Origin of the sequence: Arthrobacter sp. Soil782, from assembly GCF_001428435.1 — a bacterium.
GTDB lineage: Bacteria > Actinomycetota > Actinomycetes > Actinomycetales > Micrococcaceae > Arthrobacter_D > Arthrobacter_D parietis.
Window position 1 is genome coordinate 108,704 of the sequence record NZ_LMSO01000012.1, and the last position, 22,318, is coordinate 131,021.

Here is a 22,318-nt window from a genome sequence, read left to right on the forward strand (position 1 = left end):
GGCCGCAACTGACCGCGTCTGTCAGAAGGTGGCCTCGCCGTCAGTCTAGGTCTGAAAGGCTTCGGCGTATACCGATTTGATAAACATTCCAGACGTACAAAAGCATGTCCCGCCCAATTCTCGGGCGGGACATGCTTGAGGGCGCGAATCGCTAGACAGCGCGGCTACCACGGTGCCGCATGGCATAGGCAACGCCCAGCCCACCAGCGACGACGCCGAGGATCAGGTTGAGCCAGTTGGTGGATGCGTTGGTCGACAGAATGTTGGCGGCAGAGGTGCCGACAATCAGTCCGTAGAGCCACATGACCAGCAGGACCGCGCCGCTTCCGAGCAGGAAGTTTCGAGCTGAAAGCACTCCGCGGCTCATCCAGACTCCGGCGGCTCCCATGGCTAGATACAGCAGGTTGAGGAGCACCGACACCTGGAACGCGCCCAGGAGCATTGCTTCGGAACCGGATGCAAAGGTCATGGAACCGTATTGTGTGGTGATGCCCGGGATGAATCCGAGAATCCCCACCAGCAGGAAAACTACTCCCATCCCCATCGAGGCGCTGCGAACGTGATCGCGCGTCACATGGAAATCATGCGCATGGTGTGATGCGGTAGTCATCTCCCCTCCTCATGTGTGAATATGACTCTTCGCGGTGCCGCGAAAACGTCAGGAGAGGCGAATCGCCTGCACCGCCGTTGGAAGAGCGCAAACCGCACCCAACCAGCACTCTCATTTTACTGCTGAAATACCCACCTGATAAGGGAAAACATGGCCAACTGGGCAATGATTACCGGCGCAACTGCAGGCCTTGGAGCGGAGTTCGCGGAGCAACTTGCCCGTCAGGGGAACGGCCTTGTCCTGGTTGCCCGGGACTCGGCCAGGCTGGAGAAAAAAGCGGCTGCACTTCGCTCCCGCTTCAGCGTGGCGGTGGAGGTGCTGGCTGCGGACCTGCATGACGACGACGGCGTCCGCCGTGTCCTCGACAGGATCCGGGACAGCACGGAGCCGGTGTCAACCCTGGTCAACAATGCAGGCTATGGCCTGCCCAAATCCTTCGAGGCGAATCCGCTTGAGGACGAACTGAACCACGCGGCGATTCATCTCACCGTTCCCCTTGCGCTCAGCCATGCCGCGCTGCAGGGCATGCTCGCACGCGGTTCCGGGCAGATAGTGAACGTGGCCAGCGTTGCCGGATTCACTCCGCGCGGGACCTACGGCGCGCTGAAGGCAGCCATGATCAACTTCAGCACCTGGGCCAACTTCGCCTACAAGTCCCGGGGAGTGACCGTAATGGCGTTGTGTCCCGGCTTCGTCCACACTGAATTCCACCAGCGTATGGGCATGGACAAGGGCTCCGTTCCACGCTGGATGTGGTTGGATGCTCAGGGCGTCGTGGGCGCTGCCCTGAAGGATCTTTCCGCCGGCAAGGCGGTGTCGATTCCCAGCCTTCGCTATAAGGTGCTTGCGTTCGTTGCGAGGAATGCGCCGTCGTCGTTGGTGGCCAGGCTCGCCGCGCGCGGCAGGTGAGCGAATATGTGGGTGGGGTTCATCGAGTTCGACCTCCTACTGGGGGACGTGCACTCACTGAAGGGGAAGCGTTCGCTGGTTCGGCCGCTGGTGGCGGAGGTGCGGCGACGTTTCGAGGTGTCAGCTGCCGAAGTCGGTACGCAGGATCTCCACCGCCGCGCAACCGTTGGCGTGGGCCTGGTTTCGGGGGATCGCAGGCATGTTGTCGAGGTGCTGGATGAGGTTGAGCGGTTTGTCGCTGCGAGGCCGGAACTTGAACTCTTGAGTGCTCGACGCCGAATTGTGACCAGCGATGACTAACGGGATCGTCAGTGACCTTACTACCATGGGAATGTTGAGGCGTACTTACGAGGAGGTAAGACCGTGTCTGGATATTTCAAGCTGGTTGACGCCCATGATCATGGGTACCGGCTCAAACTCATGGCCGGTGACGGCACCCTGGTTGCTGTCTCCGCGTACTTCCCCACCAAACAGGCTGCCATCGAGGGCATCGACGTCATCCGTGAAATCGCCGGTACCGGTCCCGTGATGGACCACACCCGCAAGGAGCAGGCGTCCCACGGTCACGCTGCCAGGGAGCAATCCACCCATGCCGTAGCGAAGCCGCGCCTTTCGGCCTGAGCTTTCGCTCCTAGCCTTCACACTCGACGCAGTAGGTGTGCCCGTTGCTTTCCCGCGCTTTCTGAGACCGGTGCCGGACCAGGAAACAGGAGTAGCACGTGAACTCGTCCTCACCCTGAGGGACCACCTGAACGATCAGCTCTTCGGAGACGATTTCCCCGCCGGGCGTATGTCCTTCGTCAAGGGAATCGGACTCGTCCAGCTCAGTGACGACTCTCTTCGCATCGGGGGCGTTGGCGGCTTGCAGTGCCTCCAGCGACCGGTCCTGAGATTCCTTGACGTCGGAACGGACTTCGTCGTAATCGGTTGCCACTTTGGATGTTCTTCTCTCTGGCGTTAGCGGTTGTTACTACAGCAATCTTGCAACACATATGTGCGTGCCTTTGTTCCCGCGATTCGGCGATAGTGTCGAATCAATGCAAAGTGAACAGCACGCCTCCAAACTTCCCGACCAGATGCTACTGACGCCGGACCCTACCCGTCCCACGGATGGCTTTGTCCGGGTGCGCGGCGCCCGCGAAAACAATCTGCGCGCCGTGAACGTGGACGTTCCCCGCGATGCGATCGTTGCTTTCACCGGGGTGTCCGGCTCAGGCAAGTCTTCCCTGGCCTTCGGTACTATATACGCCGAAGCCCAGAGACGTTATTTCGAGTCCGTGGCGCCGTATGCCCGCCGGCTCATTCAGCAGGGCCACAACCCCAAAGTGGAACAGATCACCGGTCTGCCTCCTGCGGTGGCACTTCAACAGCGCCGCGGCGCCCAGAGCAGCCGGTCCTCCGTTGGCACAGTAACGACCCTGTCCAACTCTGTACGCATGCTTTTCTCACGGGCAGGCAGTTACCCTCCCGGCGCAGGGCAACTTGATTCGGATGCGTTTTCTCCGAACACCGCTGCGGGAGCCTGCCCGGAATGTCATGGCCTCGGCATTGCGCACACGGTCAGCGAGGATTCGCTGGTGCCGGATCCCTCGCTCAGCATCCGTGACGGAGCCATCGCTGCCTGGCCGGGCGCCTGGCAGGGCAAGAACCTGCGTGACATCCTCACCCACCTCGGCTACGACGTCGAAACTTCCTGGCAAAAGCTGCCGAAAAAGGACCGCGACTGGATCCTTTTCACGGAAGAGCAGCCCGTCGTCGAAGTGACCCCGGAGCGGGACCGCGTAGCAAAGCCGTACAAGGGAAAGTTCTGGAGCGCCCGCAGTTACGTCCTGCACACTCTGGCCGATTCGCAGAGCACCACCATGCGTAACCGTGTGCTGCAGTTCATGCACACCGGACCGTGCACGCGTTGCGGAGGCAGCGGCCTCAGGCCCGATGCCCTCGCCGTGACGTTCGCCGGGAAGACCATCGCCGAGCTCAACGCGGTTCCGTTGAGCGAACTGGCCGGCATCATCCGTCCCACCACCGAGCTGACCTCGGCGGGAACGGCCTCGCGCAGGCGGTCCTCAGGCGAAACCAACGAGGTGGCCGTCGCACTCACCAAGGATCTGCTGCAACGGATCACAGTCCTTCTGGATTTAGGCCTGGGTTATCTTGCGCTCGGTCGATCCACTCCCACGCTTTCTCCGGGGGAGATGCAGAGACTCCGGATCGCCACCCAACTCCGGTCCGGACTGTTCGGTGTGATCTACGTGCTCGACGAGCCGTCGGCCGGGCTGCACCCAGCGGACGCCGAACCCCTGCTGGCGGTGCTGGACCAGCTCAGGGTTTCCGGCAACTCAGTCTTCGTCGTGGAGCACAACATGGACGTGGTGCGCCGTGCTGACTGGGTTGTGGATGTCGGACCGAACGCCGGCGAGGGCGGCGGTGAGGTGCTCTACAGCGGACCGGTCGACGGGCTTCGAGACGTTGCAGCGTCTGTAACCAGGCCGTTCCTCTTTCCCGGGCACACTGACGGGACTGGCGACGTCGCTTCAGCCGGTCACGATCACGACGGCGCAACCGCTGGCCAAGGTGCAAGCAGGGAGGCAACAGGTTGGCTCGGGCTGAGGAACATCACCCGGCACAACCTTCGCAACCTCAACGTGGACTTCCCACTCGGAGTACTTACTGCGGTCACCGGAGTGTCCGGCTCAGGCAAATCGACCCTGGTCAGTCAGGTCCTCGCCGAGCTCGTCAAGGAACGGCTGCGTCCACACGGTGAGGATCCGCACGGTGGAACCCCGGAATCGTCCGACACGGGCGAAAGCGGCACTGACGCCGCCCGCACGGGATCGCTGATAGTCGAATCGCCCTCCGGACGGAACCACCTCGATAGGCTCGTGACGGTTGATCAGAAGCCGATCGGCCGGACTCCGCGCTCCAACCTGGCTACCTACACCGGACTTTTCGACGCCGTGCGGAAGGAGTTCGCCGCCACCGACGAGGCCCGATCCCGTGGCTACGGCGCCGGACGCTTCTCCTTCAATGTGGCAGGCGGTCGGTGCGAGGTCTGCCAGGGCGAAGGGTTCGTGGCCGTGGAGCTGTTGTTCCTGCCCGGCAGTTACGGGCCGTGCCCAGAGTGCGATGGATCCCGGTTCAATCCCGAAACTCTTGAGGTCACCTACCGCGGCCGGAACGTCGCCGAGGTGCTGGGAATGACGGTTACCGCTGCCGCTGAATTCCTGGCCGACGTACCCTCAGCGGCCCGGAGCCTTAGAACCTTGCTGGAAGTGGGATTGGGTTACCTTCGGCTGGGTCAACCCGCCACCGAGCTGTCCGGCGGAGAAGCCCAGCGCATCAAGCTGGCCACGGAAATGCAGCGTGCCCAGCGCGGTCACACGCTGTACCTGCTGGATGAGCCCACCACCGGATTGCATCCCGCAGATGTCCGTCTGCTGATGACGCAACTGCACGGGCTGGTCGACGCCGGCAACACAGTGATTCTGGTCGAGCACACCATGGATGTTGTCGCCTCCGCTGACTGGGTCATCGATCTTGGACCCGCCGGTGGCGACGGAGGCGGAAAGATCACGGCCGCCGGCACTCCGGCTAGGGTGGCGGCATCACAGGACAGCCGGACCGCCTCGTATCTCGCTGCTATTCTGCACTCCTGACCTCCAGCGCTTACCCGGCCAACAGTTCCCTGATGTCATCCGCCGTCAGCGCTGAACTGAAGACGGCGTCATCATCCATGACTGAGCTGAACAGCTTGGCCTTCTGCTCCTTCAGCTTCATGACCTTCTCCTCGATGGTGTCCGTCGAGACCATCCGGTAGACCATGACGTTCTTGGTCTGGCCGATGCGGTGCGTCCGGTCCACCGCCTGCGCTTCGCTGGCAGGGTTCCACCACGGATCCAGCAGGAAGCAGTAGTCAGCTTCGGTCAGGTTCAGCCCGAAGCCGCCTGCCTTGAGGCTGATCAGGAACACCGGTGCGGTGCCGTTCTTGAAGGAGTCAATGACGTCTCCGCGCTTCCGGGTGGAGCCGTCCAGATAGGCGAACTCGACGCCCTGGGCTTCCAGGCGCGCTGCCGCCAGCTTGAGGTAGGACGTGAACTGGCTGAACACCAGGGCGCGGTGTCCCTCTGCGAGAACGTCCTCCAACTGTTCAAACAGGACGTCCAGCTTTGCTGACGGCACACCCTCATACTCCGGCTCAACCAGCGACGCATCGAGGCTGAGCATCCGAAGGAGGGTGAGCGAGCGGAACACGATCATCCGGTTCCGGTCCAGGTCCTCGATGAGGCCGAGCAGCTTCTGCCGTTCCCGCTGCAGGTGCGTCTGGTAGATCTTGCGGTGGCGGGGGTGCAGTTCCACCGCGAGCACCTGCTCCTGTTTGGGCGGGAGGTCTGACGCGACGGCCTCCTTGGTTCGCCGCATCATCAGCGGCCGGATCCGGCGCCGCAGCCGCTGCAGCCTCTCCGTACTGCCTTGCTTCTCGATGGGTGTCCGGTACTCCTCCGTGAAAGCACGCGATGACGGGAACAATCCCGGAGCAGTGATGTTGAACATCGCCCACAGCTCCATCAGGTTGTTCTCCATGGGAGTGCCGGTGATAGCCAGCTTGAAGGGCGCAGGGAGTTCCTTGGCGCACCGGTGCACCTTCGCCGCATGATTCTTCACAAATTGCGCCTCGTCCAGGATGAGGCCCGCCCACTCCTGCTTCCCGTAGGCGTCATTGTCCAACCGGAAGAGCGCATAGGACGTGATAACGACGTCGGCGCCCTCCACCTGCTCGGACACCGGTGTTCCGCTTTTGGCCTGCGTATCACCGATACCCCGCACCGCGAGACCGGGAGCGAAGCGCTGCGCCTCCGCAATCCAGTTCGGAACCACTGAGGTGGGCGCTACCACGAGGAAGGGCCGTTTCTCGCCCTGATCCTTCGCGTGGACCAGCAACGCCAGCGTCTGGAGCGTCTTTCCGAGACCCATGTCATCAGCCAGCACACCCCCCAGGCCGTGTGACCACAGGAACGCGAGCCAGTTGAAGCCGTCCACCTGGTAGGGGCGAAGGGTTGCGTGAAGCCCGTCCGGGAGCGGGGTCTGCGCCACCTCGGTCAACTCGAGCAGGCCATTGACGGCTGCACGCCATGACTGTGCCTGTTCCGTTTCCTCAGCAAGGTCCTCGAATTCAGCCCACAGACCCGCCTGATAGCGGCTGATCCGCAGCCCGGTCTCCCACTCGTTGAGCATCCGTGCCTCATCGATGAGTTCGCGAAGCTGGTCGAAGATGGGCTGGTTCAGGGACAGGTAGCTGTTGTCTACCAGCTTGATCCGGTTGCTGCCCTTGGCGAGGGCGGTGAAGATGTGGTCGAACGGGATCTTCCGACCCTGCACGGTGACCAATACGCCCAGGTCAAACCAGTCGTGGTCCTCGGTGTCCACGGTGGTGATGAGAAGCTGCGGTGTGTCGGTGAGCTCCTCAAACGTCGGTTTGCTGCCGAGAATGTCCACGCGTACTGCGTCCAGCCGCTCCAGCCGCGGCAGGGCGGTCTCCGTGAAGTCCACCACCTCCATGCCGGTGAACACGCGGTCCTTCACCATGCGGCCGCCGAGGGCGTCCCGAGCCGCTGCGAGCGTGGCGGTTTCGGTTGCGGCGTCTCGGTACCCGCCGTCGTCGTCCTTGCTTTTGAGGGGTTTGCGGGACTCAGTGTCACCGCTCTGGTAGGCCCAGTCCCAGGAGAGCTGCAGCTCGTCCTCACCGAAGGCGGCAGTGAGAACCAGCACAGGGGGAAGGATTTCCGGGAAGATGACCGAGCCGTCGCTGCTCACCACATCGATGGACTGGATGAGCCGCGGATAGAAACCTGACAGGAACTCCTGCTTCTCGCTCTCCGGGATGCGCACCGGCTTGGTGCGCTCGAGGAGTTCCCGGTTGTGATCGGTGAGCTTGCGCGTGGTGGGCGCCAGGGTGATGGTGCCGTTCTCGGAGGCCGTGTAGACGCCGTGATCGGCAATAACGTGTGCCGATTCCGGCGGGTGGTTCTCGCCGTCGATATTGATGGCCGGGCAGAGCTGGATGGCGTTGTCCGTGGTGGTGGCATCGAGGAGCAGGACTGCCTCGGAAGCCAGGTGGACCGTAACGCTCTTCTTCGAACCGACGAAGGCAATCCCCAACCGTTGAGCCTCCTGCAGCAGCTGCCACAGGAGCGGGTTGCTGAAATCATCCAGGTACAGCCAGGAGTCATTATTGCCGAAGTATGTAACGCCGGTCCCGCGGTGCAGCGCCGGAAACTGGGCGAACCAGCGGTGCTGATCGGGATCCAGCTTCAGCCCGTACGTTTGGTAGCTGATGTTTCCCCACGCGAGATTGTTCTTCACCCAGTTGCCCTTCGCGTTCCGGATCACCGGCCGGACGCCGAGCTTGAAACCGCGGTAGGCACGCCGCTTCTCCCACTTGGACACCGTGGTGGGGCGCAGTTCAAACTGCAGACCCAAAACGGTGGGCTGGTCGGCGGCGAGGGCGCCGTCGTCGTGCTGGTGGCTTGAAAGGAGGCCGGACAGGGATTCCTGCCACCCGGCGGGGCGGGCGGGCAACGACGGCGCCGTCAGCTCCTGATTGGCGCGGAGATTCTCCATGTTGGAACGAAGCGCGACGGCGGCAACATGCTTGCAGTCCAGCCCCACCGGGCAGGAGCACACGCTGTCCCGAAGGTGGAAGCGGCCATCACCCTTCTGCGCCAGATACAGTTGCGTGCGGTACGGCGCAGGCGAGCTTCCCATGACGCGCGCGTGGACGGTCTTGGAGTCCGGTTCGAAGGTCAGCCCCTGCACCAGGGAATCCTTGGCATACCCCTGCCCACGCTGGAACGCGGCGCCACCCACCATGCGGATGATGTCAGCGACATCGATCATGGGATACGGGGTTTCGGGCATGAATTTATGCTCTCATGTGGCCCTGACAGACTGGTGCCATGCGGCTACTTACGGTGGGGCACGGAACAGCGGACCGGGAACAGTTCGGGGCGCTGCTTCAGGGAGCCCAGGTGCAGACCCTGGCGGATGTGCGTCGCTTTCCCGGCAGCCGCCGGAACCTCGACACGCGGAAGGAAGCGCTCGAGGAGTGGTTGCCATCCGATGGAATCGATTACCGGTGGTTTGAGGATCTGGGCGGGCGCCGACGCAATGCTGCGGGCGAGCCGGAAACTGACACGTGGTGGCGGGTGGCGCAGTTCCGCGCCTATGCCGCCTACACCCGCACGGACGAATTCGCGGCCGCGCTGGCGGAGCTGCGGGAGGTCGCTGCACAGGCCTCCACCGCGATCATGTGCAGCGAGAGTGTCTGGTGGCGTTGCCATCGGCGCATTGTTGCGGACGTGCTGGTGCTGCTGCATGGCTTCGAGGTGCATCACCTCATGCCTGGTGGCCGGTTGACGCTGCATGAACCGTCCGCAGGCGCCCGAGTTTCTGACAGTGCCGTGTACTGGGATGTGCAGGACTAGTCGACCAGCCCGGCACCGAACTTCCTCAGCAGGTCTGCAAGTGCGTGGCGCTCGCTGGCGGAGAGGCCCGCGAGCAGTTCGTCCTCAGCAGCCAGGTGGGTAGGGAGGGTTGCATCGACCAGGTCCTTCCCCTGTTGCGTCAGCGTTACTTCGGTTCCGCGCCCGTCAATGCTGCTTTTGGCGCGGGTAATCAGTCCGCGATCTTCCAGCCGGTTCAGGCGCTGTGCGACGGCGCTTGAGGTGATCATGGCGCTCGCAGCGAGGTCTTTCGGGCTAAGTGTGTAGGGGGATCCGTTCCTCCGCAGGGTGGCGAGCACGTCAAAAGACCCGGCATCCAGCCCGTGCCGCGAGAAGTTCTCCTCAAGCCGGCGTTCCGCCTGTTGCGCCACCCGGGAGAGCCGGCCCAGTACGTGCATGGGGGAGACATCGAGCTCGGGCCGCTCGCGATGCCACTGCTGCACAATCCCGTCCACGTGGTCAGTCATGGATCCACTCTAGACAGTTTGCTAAGCACTTAGCTACTATTGCTAAGTGCTTAGCAAAACGAGTTGGGCCCTGTTGATAACCGCCCTTGCGCCGATGGTGTGGGGCAGCACCTATCTGGTGACCGTGGCCTTGCTGCCGCCAGGGCTTCCGCTGACTGCCGCGGTGCTTCGCGCACTCCCTGCCGGTCTCCTGCTTCTGCTGGTGGTGCGGCGGTTACCACGCGGCTCATGGTGGTGGAAGGCGCTTGTGCTTGGCGGCCTCAATATCGGGGTCTTCTTTGCGTTGCTCTTCGTTGCGGCGTACCGGTTGCCCGGGGGAGTGGCGGCGACCGTAGGCGCTGTTCAGCCGCTCATCGTGGCCGGACTGGCAACGTGGGTCCTCAAGGACCGGTTGTCGCTCAAAGTGGTGCTGGCGGGGATTACCGGTGCTGCCGGCGTCGCGCTTCTGGTTCTGTCACCGCAGGCGCGCCTCGATACGGTGGGCGTGCTCGCCGCACTGGGCGGGGCGGTGTCCATGGCTGCCGGCGTCGTGCTTGCCAAGAAGTGGGGCAAGGCAGAGAAGCCGCTCACCATGACGGCCTGGCAGCTGGTGGCCGGCGGGCTCCTGCTGGTCCCGCTGATGCTCATCGTCGAGGGGCAGCCGCCGGCGCTTACGGTGACCAACCTCGGCGGGTACCTGTACCTCTCGATCCTTGGAACAGCTGTGGCCTACGTGCTGTGGTTCCGCGGTATTCAGCGGCTGCCGGTTACTGCTCCTTCATTCCTCGGTTTGCTCAGCCCCGTGGTCGCCGCGCTCCTTGGGTGGCTCGTGATGGGCGAGCAACTGTCCCTTTTGCAGGGAGTTGGCGGGTTGCTGGTTCTGGGTTCCATCCTGGCGGTCAATGTGCGCAGGCGCTCCGGCAGGCAGCCGGCGGTTGCGCTGCCTGCCGTAGACCGGTTGCCTGAAATCTGCATCCCGACGCCGCTGCGTTAGATTTGTTGGACCGCACCCGTTTGACCAGGAGACATCCATGAGCCCTCGTACCCTCTTCCGTAGCGTTGCCGTCGCGGAGGCGATCACGTGGGCACTGCTTCTGGCGGGCATGTATCTGAAGTACGTTACTGAAACCACTGAGATCCTGGTCTCGGTGGGTGGGGCACTGCACGGTTTCATCTTCCTCACGTACCTGGTGAGCACAACCTTTGTCTGGGTCAACCAGCGGTGGAGCACGGGCACCGGGGCGCTGGGCCTTTTGGCCGGTGTCATCCCGTTCGCCACGGTTCTTTTTGACTGGCAGCTTGAGCGCCGGGGAAAGCTCGACGGCGGATGGCGCCTTGCGGCCGGAAAGGACCAGCCGTCCGGTGCGGTTGAGAACCTTCAGGCGTGGGTGCTGCGCAACCCGCTCACGGCCGCACTGGTGGGAATCATCGGTGTCAGCGTGGTCTTTGCGGCCCTGTTGATCGCCGGTCCGCCCGTACCTGTGGGCTGACTAGGTCTTTTTTGGGGTGACCGGCCGTGCATCCTTCGAGGCTGACCGAGTCTTACCTGGTCATGCGCCGGTAGCGCATCTTTGGAGGAGTTCCTGCTGATCCACCGGGTCGAGCCCGCTGCCGGACAGGGCACGCGCGATGCGCTGTCGCTGTTGGCCGAAAATCTCACCATGCCGGCCTGAGGCGTTGAGTTCTGTCTCATCCATCAGGTCAACCAGGCGGCGCGCTACGCGTGGGTCATCCATGCCGTAGGTGCAGATCTGCGACACGACCAGTTCAAGCAGCATGGACAAGGTTCGCCTGCGGATGGTGACCCTCACGTGGCCCTCGCTGTCAGTCATCATCCGGTGTCCCGAGTCTTCCCTGGCCAGCGAGGACAGGCCTGCCGAGAGATGCCCCAAAGCGTGCACGCACGTCGTAGGGTCATTGACGCTGGGGGAGATGGCTCGGACCGCGACGTCGAGGATCTGCTGCACCGGAAAGCCGATGTCCTGAACCGAGTTGCGTTCAAATCCGATGGTGGCGCAGTTCTCGACCGCCTGCCTGAGTTGTTGTGCTCGGTCCTCGGTCCAGTCGCCGCCGCCCCGTTGTGTTGCATATCCGTAGGGCACGCCCTCGACAAGGAAGTCTCCCGGCGGACGCTGGAGGACGATGACCACGTCGAACTGCCTGGCCACCTTGAGCAGCGCCTCCTCATTGACCTGCACGAGGAAGCCCGATGACCCGGCGGGTAGATCTAGCGCTCCAGCAGGGGCCTCCAGCTCAATGTGCGGTGTCGCAGATCCGCCCGTGACGCTGCCCATTGTCGACGATAGATCATCGTGGACGTCCGCCAACATTCGTTCCACCCGCAATTGGCGCGAGAGGTGACCAAGGAACAGAACCAGTCCAATGACGGTGGTCAGCGACAAAAGGAAGGACAGCGTGACGGCAATCTCCGGAACAAAGCCGGTGGATTCCTCGTCGTTATCCCGGATTGTCCGCAGCACAGTCAGGGAATAAGCGAAGGTCGCCAGGAAAAGCGCGAGAGTGTTGTGGACAAACCTGTCGCTGGTGAAGGTGCGCAGCAGGCGCGGCGAATACTGGCTGCTGGCAAGTTGCAGCGTGACGACCGTCAACGAGAAGGTCAGGGACGTCACGGTGATGGTTGATGCCGCTATTGCTTCCATGAGCGATCGCGCGGCCGCCGCGCCGCCGCCGAAGAGAAGTGCTGACAGTGCGGGCGGCATGTCGTCGTCGAGCTGGTGGTCAAGCCAGGTGACATACTGAGCGAGCACCACTGAGACGATGACCGCGGTGAGCGGGACCGGCCACAGCTGGGTTCGGATGTAGTCGCGAACCATGCGCGGAGTCAGGTTCGTTGCACTGTGCCAGACTGACCTGCTGCGTTCCATTCGAGAACAGTAGCAATGCGGAACGGGTCGCTGATATCTGAGCGAGAACTTGCGTGAAAAAAGAAAGCCTGCTTATTATTCTCTGGTGCTTCAATCTTCAACGAGTCCCCTATCCTCAGCGCGAGACCATGATCGGCCCGGCATTGCCGAGGAACTGAGGGAATCGGCCCGCCGGATCCGGGATCTGGAACGGGTGCGGGTCCAGCTCGCGAGGACGCTGTTGGACGTTCAGCGGGCGGGCGAGACCTCCCGGGATCCTGACCATGTGCAGCGGTTGATCTCTGCCGCGGTGCGCGATCTTGAGGAGCTGGACGCCCGATTGTTCGAAGCGCGTACACTGCACTCTACGACCGAGAGCTGCGAAACACTCCTCGCGAGCTGACGCCTTGCCTCGTAGCTGCCGCGTACCCTCGTGCGCGTGCGCTCGGCCCGCGGAGGAATCGTTCATTCTGCGCCTGTACCTGGCCTGCGGAGCAATCGCCTAGCCTGCGGTCAGGTCATGTCCGGCGAGCTCCTCGGCGAACTTTTCCTGCGGCAAGTCACGGGAGTCCGTGTGTTCGTCCTGGCCTTGCCCAACGAGGCGGGGGAAACCGCCCAGGTCCCGGATGTGGGCAATCAGTTCTGCCCGTAGGACGGCGTCTGAGCCCATCGACGACTGAGCTTCCTCGTCCTCCATTGCCTGGGCACGCTGTAGCACAGCCTTGCCCTCTGCGCTGAGGCTGACGATGAAGACACGGCGATCATCGTCGCTTCTGGTGCGTTGGATCAGGCCGCGTGTTTCCAGCCTTTCGAGCAGTTTGCCGGTGGTCTGTGCCTGAACGCGAAGTTCCCGGGCCAGTTCCACCTGCGTGATGGCGCTGGTTCTGCCGAGAACGCGCAGTGTCAGCAGTCCCGCGTGGGTGGTTCCCAGTTGACGGAGTCGCTCATTTTCCTGATTGGCGCTGAGCCGGGCAGCCGTGTTGAGAAGTCGGTTTGTTGGCCACTGCGCGATATCCATGATGTGTTGTCTCTTCCGGTCGCCGTGCAACGAATCCTTGTGGTTGGTTGAGCTTCTGTTGGTGTCAGGGGTGATGGGGCGTGTCCTCTTGTCCCACAGCCCAGGTCATGCGTTCCAGGAACCGCGTGACATGCAGCGCCTCCTCGGTGCTCAGTGATTCAGCAACTTCGAGCATCCGTGTGTGCATCCCGCCGAGAGTTTCACGTACTTCTGTGTCAGCACTGCCGGTTGGGATGATCTCGACGGAACGCCGGTCGGTGGGGTGTGGTCGGCGGATCAGGTGTCCGCTCGCAACAAGACGGTCAACGAGTCCGGTAGTGGACGCCGTCGAAATCTTCAGCATGCGCGAGAGGTCCTTGGGGCTGATGCAATGCCCGGCCTTGTGGGCTCGCATGGCATACCTGATAGCCAGCAGGTCTGTTTCATTCATCTTCATGGAATCACGGGTTCGACGGCGCATCTCGGCTTCTGCGGCACGGTATGCGCGGAGCGCGTTGAGCACATCCACGCTGCCAGGGTTGTCCTGGTCGGCGTACCAATAGCCTGCGCCGTCGGGGTTCATAGCGGTCTCCATATGAATCATTTTATCGCTCAGCTATATGCTAGGCCACCTAGCGAATCTAAAGGCCGAGGAAGGTTTTTACGCCACCTCAAGAACGACTCATCTTTTGTTCTGTTTCTGGTGATGGACAGTCAAGCTAAGGTCATATATAACTAGTCAGGCTAGTTACTATTCCACCTATTGATAGAGAGCGGCAGATGATCACCATCGCTCACGAGTTGCCCGGGGAGATTGTCTCGGGTTCTGCTGGTAACGCCTTGGATTTGGGCGACCAGCTGTGGATGTCCGAAATCGATGTGGCGTTCGACGACAGCGCCTCAGGTACCGAACGGGTCATTGCCGCCGCCGGGGCTGTCGAGTCGCTCGAGTGGAAACTGGATCGTGCTCGAGCCGGTCTTGCCGAGGCGATCGAGCGGGCCGCGTCCGAGGGATGTCCGGTAGACGCAATTGCCGTGGCTGCGGGAATGACGCAAGAAGACATCACCTCTCTGCTCTGGGCGCCCTGTAGTCCAGTAATGCTCTCCTCCAGGAATCATCAGAACGCGTAGCGAACCCGGCAGTACGGTGCTATCTCCTCGATGAGCTCGGTTAGCTGCCGCACGTACCGCCCCTTTGTGCCGGAGCGATAGCGGACGTTGGTAAAGCCGTTGGAAGAGACCTTCGACTCCTGCAGGTCTGGCCGCCACAGCACACTCTCCGCCTGCGGATGCCATCCGAGGTTCACCTCGTGCAGGCGCTCGTTGTGGGTGAGGAAGATGACTTCCGCTGCGAGCTGGGCCTTTGCCGCAGGAGTGAGTGTCGCATCGAGCTGGCGGAGGAGGTCCGCCCAGTCGCGGAGCCAGGTGTCCGTGATAATCACGGGGGAGAAGTTCACGTGGACCTCGTACCCGGCGTCAACGAAATCGTTGATCGCGGCCATCCGCTCTGCCACGGGTGAGGTGCGAACGTCGATCGACTTGGCGAGGTCCGCGGGCATGAGGGAAAAGCGGATCCGGGTGCGGCCGCCGTGGTCCCAGCTCAGCATTGCCGGATTAACGTACTTGGTGGCGAACGAGAGTTTGGCGGTGGGCAGGTCGCGGAAGAGCTCGACCAGATCCTCGACGTTGTCGCTGATCAGGGCGTCCACCGAGCAGTCGCTGTTTTCCCCGATGTCGTAGACCCACAGCTCGGGATCACACTGGTTGGGTTCGAGCTTCATGCCCTGACGCGTGGCGTGCCGTTCAAGCGCGCCGGCGATCTGCTCGATGTTGGCGAACACCGTCACCGGGTTGCTGTACCCCTTGTGGCGGGGAACGTAGCAGTATGCGCACGCCATGGCGCAACCGTTGGCTGTGGAGGGAGCGATGAAGTCTGCGGATCTGCCGTTCGGCTTGACGGTGAGCGACTTCTTGACGCCGAGGACCAGCGCCTCGGTCTTGATCCGTGACCAGCGCGGGACGTTTGTTTCATCGCCGTGGACTTCCGGGATGTTCCAGTGGTTGTCCACCAGCACGACGTCGGCTTCCGGCCACCGCTCCACAATCTCCTTTCCGCGAGGCAACTTGAGAGCGGCAGGCTGCGCATAGATGCGCTTGATCTGCAGCAGCCGGTTGAATTCCATGCGTCCATCCTTCCGTCTCGCGCGGGACGCCGCAGGCGGTTAAGCCCACGGCGTCCATCTCAATGGGGTGAGTTACAGGATCGGGCGGCCGCCTGTGACGGCGATCCGAGCGCCTGACATGTAGCTACCGTCGTCGGACGCAAGGAGACCATAGGTAGGAGCGAGTTCGGCGGGCTGGCCGGCTCGTCCCAGAGGAGTGTCGTCGCCGAACTGGGGATCCATCGCCGACTGAACGCCCGGTACATCCTGCTGTTGTGCTGGCTGGCTCATGATTTTTTCTCCACTGTTCGTTGTCTATCGATGGGAACTTTTGCGCAGCTCCGGTGACTTTCCAGCGCCGGAACCCGCCGTAGCTGCACAAAATTTCCTCGCGGTTTAACCGAAAAGGCCCGCCGTTTGGGGGAAACGACGGGCCTGGCTTCTGGGGTGCTCAGCGGTTGAAGATGCCGTCAAGTAGGTTCTTGGGTCGCTGCTGCTCACCCTGGTTGGCGCCAAGCACAATCACTGCGCCGCTGAGCGCGGGAAGAATCCACTGAAGGGTTTTCAGCTGCGACTGGGCTTTCTTCAGCTCCTCCGGCGCTCCGGGCTTGGGCTCAGTTGCGCCGGCAGCTCCGTGCTGGCTCAGTTCGCCCACTTTCTTGCCGAGCATGCCCGAGTAAAGGGATGCTGCCATGCCGACCACCGTGATCGCTGACTTCACCACAGTGTTGGCAACAGCGCCGGATTGACCGGCAAGCCGTCCCTTGTTTGCTGCGATAAGGCCAATGCCACCCACTGCGTGTGCACCGAACGCCGCGATCTGCACCGGAGTCCAGCGTGCCCAGCCGATGGTGGAAAGACGGGTGCGTTCCGTCGGGTCCTTGGCTTCGGCCGCTGCGCCGTTCAGGCCGACGGCGCCCATGAGCGATCCGCCGAACCAAGCCGCAGCACTGAGATCGTGTAGGGACCGTACAAGCGTGTTTCCTGCCATGATGCTCTCCTTAGACTTGGGTGTGCCGTAGACCGATGGGGATGTTTGGAAAACGGCTCCCTTAATGTTTATCAGCATGCTTAGCATTTTGCGAGTGATCGGGTGGAAAATTTCGCCCGGCAGTAGGATCGACGGGTGCTACCGTTCCTGCTATTGGCCACCCGTGCCGAGGATGCTGCTGCCGAAGGCGAATACCGGAGCTTTCTCCGTTTCACTGGACTGGCGCCGTCGAACCTTCACCGCATCCGGGTGGAGCAGGAGCCGCTGCCTGCCCTCCGCCTCGAGGATTATTCGGGAATCTTCCTGGGTGGAAGTCCCTTCAACTCGTCTGATGCGGAGGACACCAAGTCTCCGACGCAGCACCGGGTGGAACGGGAGCTTGGTGAGCTGCTCGATCGCGTGGTCGAAAACGATTTTCCGTTCCTTGGTGCCTGCTACGGCGTGGGAACACTTGGCCGGCACCAGGGCGCCGTCATTGACCGCACCTTTGCGGAGCCCATTGGTCCCACCGAAATCACAGTGAACGACGACGGCGCAGCGGACCCGCTGCTTGCCGGTCTTCCGCTTCGCTTCGATGCATTTGTTGGGCACAAGGAGGCGTGCGCAACGCTTCCGGCGGGCGCGGTGTTGCTGGCGTCGTCGTCCGCCTGCCCGGTGCAGATGTTCCGGGTGAAGCAGAACCTCTACGCCACCCAGTTCCATCCCGAACTCGACGTGGAGGCGCTCGTCGAACGCATCCGCATCTACCGTCATGCGGGCTACTTTCCGCCTGATCAGGCAGAGGCCGTGATCGAGCGTGCCGGCAGTGCTTCTGTCACGTGGCCGCCGAAAGTTCTCAACAACTTTGTACGGCGTTACTCCCGCGACTGACCCTCGATCGGGGTGGAGGATTGCCTTTCACTCTCAGTTCATTCCGTGTTGACCGGGCGGACTTCGGCGGCCTGTTGCATCGGATGAGGGGGACCACCCACACACTCATCCGAAAGGAACTGAACCCTTATGGCTTATCGCCTGACCAGGATTATTGCGACCACAGCCGCCGGTCTGATGCTCGCGGCCGCGCCCGCCGCCGTCGCACACGCTGCGCCGGCACAGAAGGCGCACGCTCTGCCGGCACAGAAGACGAGCGGCGCTCCCCTTCTTATCGGGCACCGCGGAGCAGCCGGTACTGCGCCGGAGAAAACCGTTGCGGCGTTCAAGGACGGACGCATGTCCAGTGCAGACTTCTTCGAAATCGATGTGCAGCTCAGCGCAGACGGCGTGCCATTCCTCTTCCACGACAACACACCGGCGCGCACCACCAACGTGGAAGAGGTGTTCCCTGGCCGCGAGAACGACCCCGTCACCTCCTTCACCTGGGCGGAACTTCAGCAGCTGGACGCCGGCTCCTACTTCAGCGACAAGTACGCGGGAGAGCGCATCCCGCATCTCGATGACGCCGCCCAAGTCGCAACGGTGAAGACCGGTGTGTACATCGAGATCAAGGCTCCCGTGAACTCGCCCGGCGTTGAGCAGGTTGTTGCCGACGAACTGCGCAACGATCCGAAGTGGAGCCGGTTGGTTGCGGCCGACAAGATCCAGGTTCTCGGTTTCGATGAGGCTTCAAACCGCCGCTTCGCAGCGATTGCGCCGGAGATTGAGTTGCAGCAGCTCACCAGCGTGGTCCCTGCGCGTGCTGTCGTCGACTCCTGGGCAACGTTTGCCGATTCGGTGGGCACCAACTACCGCACGCTGACGCCGCAGAACGTTGCCGATGTCAAGGGTGCCGGTCTGGTCCTCGGCGTGTACACCGTGAACTCGCCCGAGGCTGTGCAGTATTCGCTCGACCTTGGCGTCGATGCGGTGACCACTGATTTCCCGATCCAGAACCAGCGCTTCCTTCAGGGTCAGCCTGTGTTCCCGGGAGCCGGCGTTGAAATCGCGGATGCTGCCAACAACGTACCCGGCGATGATGTTCAGCCCGAGAACGGTGAGTATGTCCTGCTCCGCAACACGTCGGCGGCGAGCGTTGATGTAAGTGGCGCGATCATCCGCGATGCCGCGAACAACATCCTCACCGTCGGTCAAGGTTACGTCCTGGCTCCGGGTGCTGAGCTGCGAGTCTACACAGGTCCGGGCACCAACTCAGCTGAGGCCTATTACAACGGCGGCGGAGCTTCCGTGCTGAACAACGGCGGTGACTCGGTTGCCCTGTGGATCGGCCCGCGCCTGCAGGACGTTTTCGCGAACTAGTTTTCTGCTGCGTGTGCCCACCGGGTTGATGTACCCGGTGGGCACACGCCGTTCCGGCCCATCCAGTCGCTCAGCTGGGTGCGCCGGTCCCGTGCCGGGTGGCGGGGTATCGCCGCTCGCGCAAGTCTGCGAACGTTGCCACCATGACTGAAACTCCCCGGACTATCGTCTTCGACGTCAACGAAACCCTGTCCGACCTGAGTCCCCTCGCGAAGGCATTCGAAGCAGAGGGGCTTCCGTCGCTGGCCGCCCGGGTGTGGTTCGCCGGGATACTTCGGGACGGATTCGCGCTCACCGTCACGAATGACAACCCCGGGTTCGCCGAGCTCGCCAAAGACAGCCTGGAGCGGCTGTGCGCCGACACCCGTGGCGGAGGAGGCCACGCTGCCGCAGTGGAAAACATCATGACTGCGCTGACGTCTCTGCCAGTGCACGACGACGTCGTGCCCGGCGTTGAAGCCCTGTCTTACCAGGCGGAGCTGGTCGCCGTGCATCCCTGGGATATTCATGGCGCTCATCGGGCAGGGCTCCGGACCGCCTGGATCAACCGGACCGGTACCTCGTATCCCGAGTACTTCGCTACGCCGGACCTGGAGGTGGGTAGTCTCCTTGATCTCGCAGGGGCGATTCGGGCGACATAGTCCTTCCGAAACGTTGCATGCATTGCAGGCCATGCAATGAAAGCAGTGCCTGCACCGTCTGAGAGAAGACCGTACACCCGCGCATCCGGAATTGATCAAGAGGTGCGCCCTGACGCAACTCACCGTCTTATCCTCCCATCTACCCCTTTCCCCGCCTGCCCGGCCAGCAACTCGAGAATGTGGTGGTAGCTCCGTTCGGTAGCCCTCGTCATGCCGAGTTCGCAGGTGCGGTTGCAGGAGGCATGTGCACGTGCCCCAAACGCGCGGACCTCTGCGGCCTGTGCGCTCGTCGCCGAGGCAGTGAGCTCGGGGTGGAGCATTCCGCGGTCCCCGGCGAAGGCACAGCAACCCCACGTCGCCGGTACCTGAACCGCTTCCGCCACCGCGGAAGCCACCTGCTGCAGGGATGCATTCAACCCCAGGCGTGTAGACGAGCACGTCGGATGAAGCGCCAGTGAATCCAGTTTTGGGTAGGGGCCGAGCAGCGGCAGGATGCGATCGGCGGTAAATTTCACAGCGTCGATGATTCGTAGGGGTGGTTGCCCTCCCGCCGTCGCCTCAGCCTCCAGCGTGGCCAGAAGCCCCTCCGTGCAGGAGGCGGCGTCGACGATCACGGGCAGCTCGCCGTCGTTGGTGGCTTCCCGCAATTCCTCAAGGACGTGCCGGCGCATGGCGTGGGCACCGGCAACCATGCCCTTCGACGACCACGGGGTTCCACAGCACATCCCGTCGATGCCGGCCGGAACCAGGAGGGTGATCCCGGCAAACCGGCAGAGCTGTTCGAAGCTGGCCTGCACGCCGTCATCACCGGGCTCTGCCGGTCCGAACATTGTTCCCACACACGCCGGGAAATACACCGCGTCCGGCACAGTTTCCGGACGTGAACGACGCCGGGAGCGCCCACCGGCGGGCAGGTCCGGTGAGTAGAGGGGCACGTTATCCGTGCCAAGAACGGCACGGATTGCCACGTTCGGAGCGCGGATCACCGGCGTCGGAATCCTGTCTGCCACCGTGAGCGCAGCCGCCGCACCGCGGCTTGCCGGCCCCCAGTGCCCCGCCGCCGCCTCCCAGATTTTGGCAGCTACCGGATTCGCGCCCTCGCGGCGAAGCCGTTTGACCAGGGTGCCCGTATTGATGTCCACCGGACATGCGGTCTGGCACATTCCATCGACCGCGCACGTCTGGACCGACTCGTAGTCGTAGTCCTTCTCCAGCGCTTCGACCAGCGCCGTATCACCGTCGATGCGGGCTTGCTCGATGGCCCGCAGGGTCACGATGCGCTGCCGCGGCGTGAGGGTGATGTCCTTGCTGGGGCATACCGGTTCGCAGTAGCCGCACGAGACGCACCGGTCTACCTCCTCGGCCACGGCGGGCGCCGTCTTGATATGGCGCAGATGTGCCTGCGGGTCGTCATTGATGATGACGCCGGGATTGAGCATTCCGGAAGGGTCGAACAGCGCCTTGATGTCCTGCATGACCCCGTACAGTGCGTCGCCGTACTGGCGACGGACGTATGGGGCCATGACGCGGCCGGTGCCGTGTTCTGCCTTGAGCGACCCGCCTTCGGCCAGCACCAGGGCAACCATGTCCTCGGTGAAGGCGTGGTAACGGTCCAGTTCAGGGGCGGAAGCAAACCCGTCGGTCAGCATGAAATGGATGTTGCCGTCCTTGGCGTGCCCAAAAATCACGCTGTTGCGGTACCCGTAGCGGTCAAACAGCTCGGACAGCGTGCCGCACGTACGGGCAAGGGAAGGCACCGGAACCACGATGTCCTCGAGCAGTGCGGTCGTGCCCGGAGGGCGGGCACCGGCGACAGACGCGTACAGCCCCTTGCGCAGATGCCACAGTTCCGCCCGTGCAACAGGGTCGGTGCTGAAGGTGGCCGGCATCGTCAGTCTGAAGGGCTTGAGGCCATCCGCGCCCCCGGCAACCGCATCGCTGAGCTGTTCAGGAGAATCAGCCGAGTATTCGACGAGCAGTGCCGCGTGATCCTCGACGGACAGGCCGCGTATCGCCGAGGGAGTGCCAGGAATTGACTGGCCGACCCGAAGGGACAGCGCATCCATCAATTCCGCTGTCGCAGCGCCTGATTCCACGAGCGCCGGCAGCGCGGAATTGGCGGTCGCCAGATCAGGGAAGACCAGCAGTGCCGTCGCCGTATTCGCCCTGATAGGTACGGTGCGGAACACCGCATCCGCCACGAAACCGAGCGTTCCTTCACTGCCGACCATCAGGTGCGCCAGGATGTCCACCGGACGCTCGAAATCGAGCAGCGAGTTCAGGCCGTAGCCCATGGTGTTCTTCATGGCGAACTGCCGCCGCACCGTCGCGGCTGATACGGCGTCGGACCGGACGCGCGCGGCCAGTCGCCGAAGCCCCTCGTGAAGGTCGGGCTCCGCCGCGTAAAGGTGTTTGTCGGCATCCGGCGCCGCGGTGTCGATGACGGTCCCGCTGCTCAGGACAACCGTCAGGGATTCCAGGGTCCGGTAGGCGTTGTCCACTATGCCGCAGTGCATCCCGGAGGAATTGTTGGCAATGACGCCGCCGACGGTGCACGCGGATTCGCTTGCCGGGTCCGGCCCGAATTTGCGTCCGTAACGCAGCAGGCGGGTGTTGAGCATCCGCACCGTGACGCCGGGCTGCACGCGCACCCGTGCCCCGTCGTCGAGCACTTCGATGTTCCGGAAATTACGCCGCACATCAACCAGCAAGCCGTCACTGATTGCCTGACCGCTGAGGCTGGTCCCGCCGGATCGCAGGGTCAGTGGCATCCCCGCGGCGGCGCTGGCGCGGAGCAGCCGGCCGACCTCCACGGCGTCCGACGGCGTTGCCACCGCCTCTGGAATCAGCAGGAAGTGCGAGGCGTCGTGTGCCTTGGCGTGCCGGTCGATAGCCCGGTCGCTGATCCGGGACGGATCGGCGACCGCGGCGAGGAAATCGGTCAGCATAGGTTCTCCCCTCCGGGAA

Annotated in this window: 23 protein-coding genes; 12 read left to right on the forward strand and 11 right to left on the reverse strand. The window is 63.0% G+C overall.

Features of this window, described 5'->3' with window-relative positions:
- Positions 1-151 precede the first annotated feature (151 nt).
- Positions 152-610, reverse strand: coding sequence for a DUF4383 domain-containing protein (locus tag ASH00_RS15610; RefSeq protein ID WP_056550216.1), 459 nt, complete (start codon positions 608-610; stop codon positions 152-154).
- A 150-nt stretch (positions 611-760) separates the two neighbouring features.
- On the opposite strand from ASH00_RS15610, the gene ASH00_RS15615 reads away from it, so the two are divergent.
- The 3 genes from ASH00_RS15615 to ASH00_RS15625 all read left to right on the forward strand — a co-directional run bounded on the left by ASH00_RS15615 (position 761) and on the right by ASH00_RS15625 (position 2,140).
- A complete protein-coding gene (locus tag ASH00_RS15615) occupies positions 761-1,519 on the forward strand; it encodes an SDR family NAD(P)-dependent oxidoreductase (protein ID WP_056550219.1) in 759 nt (252 codons plus the stop codon).
- Positions 1,520-1,525: 6 nt separating this feature from the next.
- The gene (locus ASH00_RS15620) at positions 1,526-1,819 is read left to right on the forward strand and encodes a DUF503 domain-containing protein (RefSeq protein WP_056550222.1); all 294 of its coding nucleotides are present in this window, start codon (positions 1,526-1,528) and stop codon (positions 1,817-1,819) included.
- Positions 1,820-1,882: 63 nt separating this feature from the next.
- Positions 1,883-2,140: a YegP family protein gene (locus ASH00_RS15625; protein ID WP_056550225.1), complete on the forward strand. Its 258-nt coding sequence runs from the start codon at positions 1,883-1,885 to the stop codon at positions 2,138-2,140.
- Between the two features lie 10 nt (positions 2,141-2,150).
- Here the strand turns inward: ASH00_RS15625 and ASH00_RS15630 are convergent, their stop codons facing one another.
- A complete protein-coding gene (locus ASH00_RS15630) occupies positions 2,151-2,453 on the reverse strand; it encodes a DUF4193 domain-containing protein (RefSeq protein WP_056550228.1) in 303 nt (100 codons plus the stop codon).
- Between the two features lie 103 nt (positions 2,454-2,556).
- Here ASH00_RS15630 and ASH00_RS15635 point away from each other — a divergent pair, with 103 nt between their 5' ends.
- A complete protein-coding gene (locus tag ASH00_RS15635) occupies positions 2,557-5,175 on the forward strand; it encodes an excinuclease ABC subunit UvrA (RefSeq protein WP_200954836.1) in 2,619 nt (872 codons plus the stop codon).
- A 10-nt stretch (positions 5,176-5,185) separates the two neighbouring features.
- Here ASH00_RS15635 and ASH00_RS15640 read toward each other — a convergent pair whose 3' ends face one another.
- Positions 5,186-8,434 carry a DEAD/DEAH box helicase gene (locus ASH00_RS15640; RefSeq protein WP_056550233.1) on the reverse strand — a complete coding sequence of 1,083 codons (3,249 nt, stop codon included), beginning with the start codon at positions 8,432-8,434 and terminating at the stop codon, positions 5,186-5,188.
- A 38-nt stretch (positions 8,435-8,472) separates the two neighbouring features.
- Here ASH00_RS15640 and ASH00_RS15645 point away from each other — a divergent pair, with 38 nt between their 5' ends.
- Positions 8,473-9,000: a DUF488 domain-containing protein gene (locus ASH00_RS15645; RefSeq protein WP_056550234.1), complete on the forward strand. Its 528-nt coding sequence runs from the start codon at positions 8,473-8,475 to the stop codon at positions 8,998-9,000.
- Here the strand turns inward: ASH00_RS15645 and ASH00_RS15650 are convergent.
- A complete protein-coding gene (locus ASH00_RS15650; RefSeq protein WP_056550237.1) occupies positions 8,997-9,485 on the reverse strand; it encodes a MarR family winged helix-turn-helix transcriptional regulator in 489 nt (162 codons plus the stop codon). The genes ASH00_RS15645 and ASH00_RS15650 overlap by 4 nt on opposite strands.
- 46 nt (positions 9,486-9,531) lie before the next feature.
- Between ASH00_RS15650 and ASH00_RS15655 the strand changes: the two genes are divergently transcribed.
- Positions 9,532-10,458 carry an EamA family transporter gene (locus ASH00_RS15655; RefSeq protein ID WP_082566203.1) on the forward strand — a complete coding sequence of 309 codons (927 nt, stop codon included), beginning with the start codon at positions 9,532-9,534 and terminating at the stop codon, positions 10,456-10,458.
- 37 nt (positions 10,459-10,495) lie between these two features.
- Positions 10,496-10,954: a DUF3817 domain-containing protein gene (locus ASH00_RS15660; protein WP_056550242.1), complete on the forward strand. Its 459-nt coding sequence runs from the start codon at positions 10,496-10,498 to the stop codon at positions 10,952-10,954.
- 60 nt (positions 10,955-11,014) lie between these two features.
- On the opposite strand, the gene ASH00_RS15665 is transcribed toward ASH00_RS15660, so the two are convergent.
- On the reverse strand, positions 11,015-12,349 hold the full coding sequence (locus ASH00_RS15665; protein WP_056550245.1) for a DUF2254 domain-containing protein: 1,335 nt from the start codon (positions 12,347-12,349) through the stop codon (positions 11,015-11,017).
- A gap of 85 nt (positions 12,350-12,434) precedes the next feature.
- On the opposite strand from ASH00_RS15665, the gene ASH00_RS16775 reads away from it, so the two are divergent.
- Entirely contained in the window at positions 12,435-12,731 is a 297-nt protein-coding gene (locus tag ASH00_RS16775; RefSeq protein WP_157359182.1) for a hypothetical protein, read from the forward strand.
- A gap of 99 nt (positions 12,732-12,830) precedes the next feature.
- On the opposite strand, the gene ASH00_RS15675 is transcribed toward ASH00_RS16775, so the two are convergent.
- Complete coding sequence (locus tag ASH00_RS15675; protein ID WP_056550249.1) at positions 12,831-13,346, reverse strand: MarR family winged helix-turn-helix transcriptional regulator; 516 nt, start codon at positions 13,344-13,346, stop codon at positions 12,831-12,833.
- 64 nt (positions 13,347-13,410) lie between these two features.
- Positions 13,411-13,920: a MarR family winged helix-turn-helix transcriptional regulator gene (locus ASH00_RS15680; RefSeq protein ID WP_056550251.1), complete on the reverse strand. Its 510-nt coding sequence runs from the start codon at positions 13,918-13,920 to the stop codon at positions 13,411-13,413.
- Positions 13,921-14,105: 185 nt separating this feature from the next.
- Here ASH00_RS15680 and ASH00_RS15685 point away from each other — a divergent pair, with 185 nt between their 5' ends.
- A complete protein-coding gene (locus tag ASH00_RS15685) occupies positions 14,106-14,456 on the forward strand; it encodes a hypothetical protein (RefSeq protein ID WP_056550255.1) in 351 nt (116 codons plus the stop codon).
- On the opposite strand, the gene ASH00_RS15690 is transcribed toward ASH00_RS15685, so the two are convergent.
- From ASH00_RS15690 to ASH00_RS15700, 3 genes are all read right to left on the reverse strand, one after another.
- Entirely contained in the window at positions 14,444-15,508 is a 1,065-nt protein-coding gene (locus tag ASH00_RS15690) for a spore photoproduct lyase family protein (protein ID WP_056550259.1), read from the reverse strand. The two genes, ASH00_RS15685 and ASH00_RS15690, sit on opposite strands and share 13 nt — an antisense overlap.
- Positions 15,509-15,580: 72 nt before the next feature.
- Positions 15,581-15,781: an SDR family oxidoreductase gene (locus ASH00_RS15695; protein WP_268760534.1), complete on the reverse strand. Its 201-nt coding sequence runs from the start codon at positions 15,779-15,781 to the stop codon at positions 15,581-15,583.
- Positions 15,782-15,938: 157 nt separating this feature from the next.
- On the reverse strand, positions 15,939-16,478 hold the full coding sequence (locus ASH00_RS15700; protein WP_056550265.1) for a hypothetical protein: 540 nt from the start codon (positions 16,476-16,478) through the stop codon (positions 15,939-15,941).
- Between the two features lie 135 nt (positions 16,479-16,613).
- Between ASH00_RS15700 and ASH00_RS15705 the strand changes: the two genes are divergently transcribed.
- The 3 genes from ASH00_RS15705 (at position 16,614) to ASH00_RS15715 (ending at position 19,351) form a co-directional block, all read left to right on the forward strand.
- Positions 16,614-17,348, forward strand: coding sequence for a glutamine amidotransferase (locus ASH00_RS15705; RefSeq protein ID WP_056550267.1), 735 nt, complete (start codon positions 16,614-16,616; stop codon positions 17,346-17,348).
- A 129-nt stretch (positions 17,349-17,477) separates the two neighbouring features.
- Complete coding sequence (locus ASH00_RS15710) at positions 17,478-18,710, forward strand: glycerophosphodiester phosphodiesterase family protein (RefSeq protein ID WP_056550270.1); 1,233 nt, start codon at positions 17,478-17,480, stop codon at positions 18,708-18,710.
- Positions 18,711-18,853: 143 nt separating this feature from the next.
- Positions 18,854-19,351: a hypothetical protein gene (locus ASH00_RS15715; RefSeq protein ID WP_056550274.1), complete on the forward strand. Its 498-nt coding sequence runs from the start codon at positions 18,854-18,856 to the stop codon at positions 19,349-19,351.
- A 119-nt stretch (positions 19,352-19,470) separates the two neighbouring features.
- On the opposite strand, the gene ASH00_RS15720 is transcribed toward ASH00_RS15715, so the two are convergent.
- On the reverse strand, positions 19,471-22,299 hold the full coding sequence (locus ASH00_RS15720) for an FAD-binding and (Fe-S)-binding domain-containing protein (protein ID WP_056550277.1): 2,829 nt from the start codon (positions 22,297-22,299) through the stop codon (positions 19,471-19,473).
- Positions 22,300-22,318: the final 19 nt, after the last annotated feature.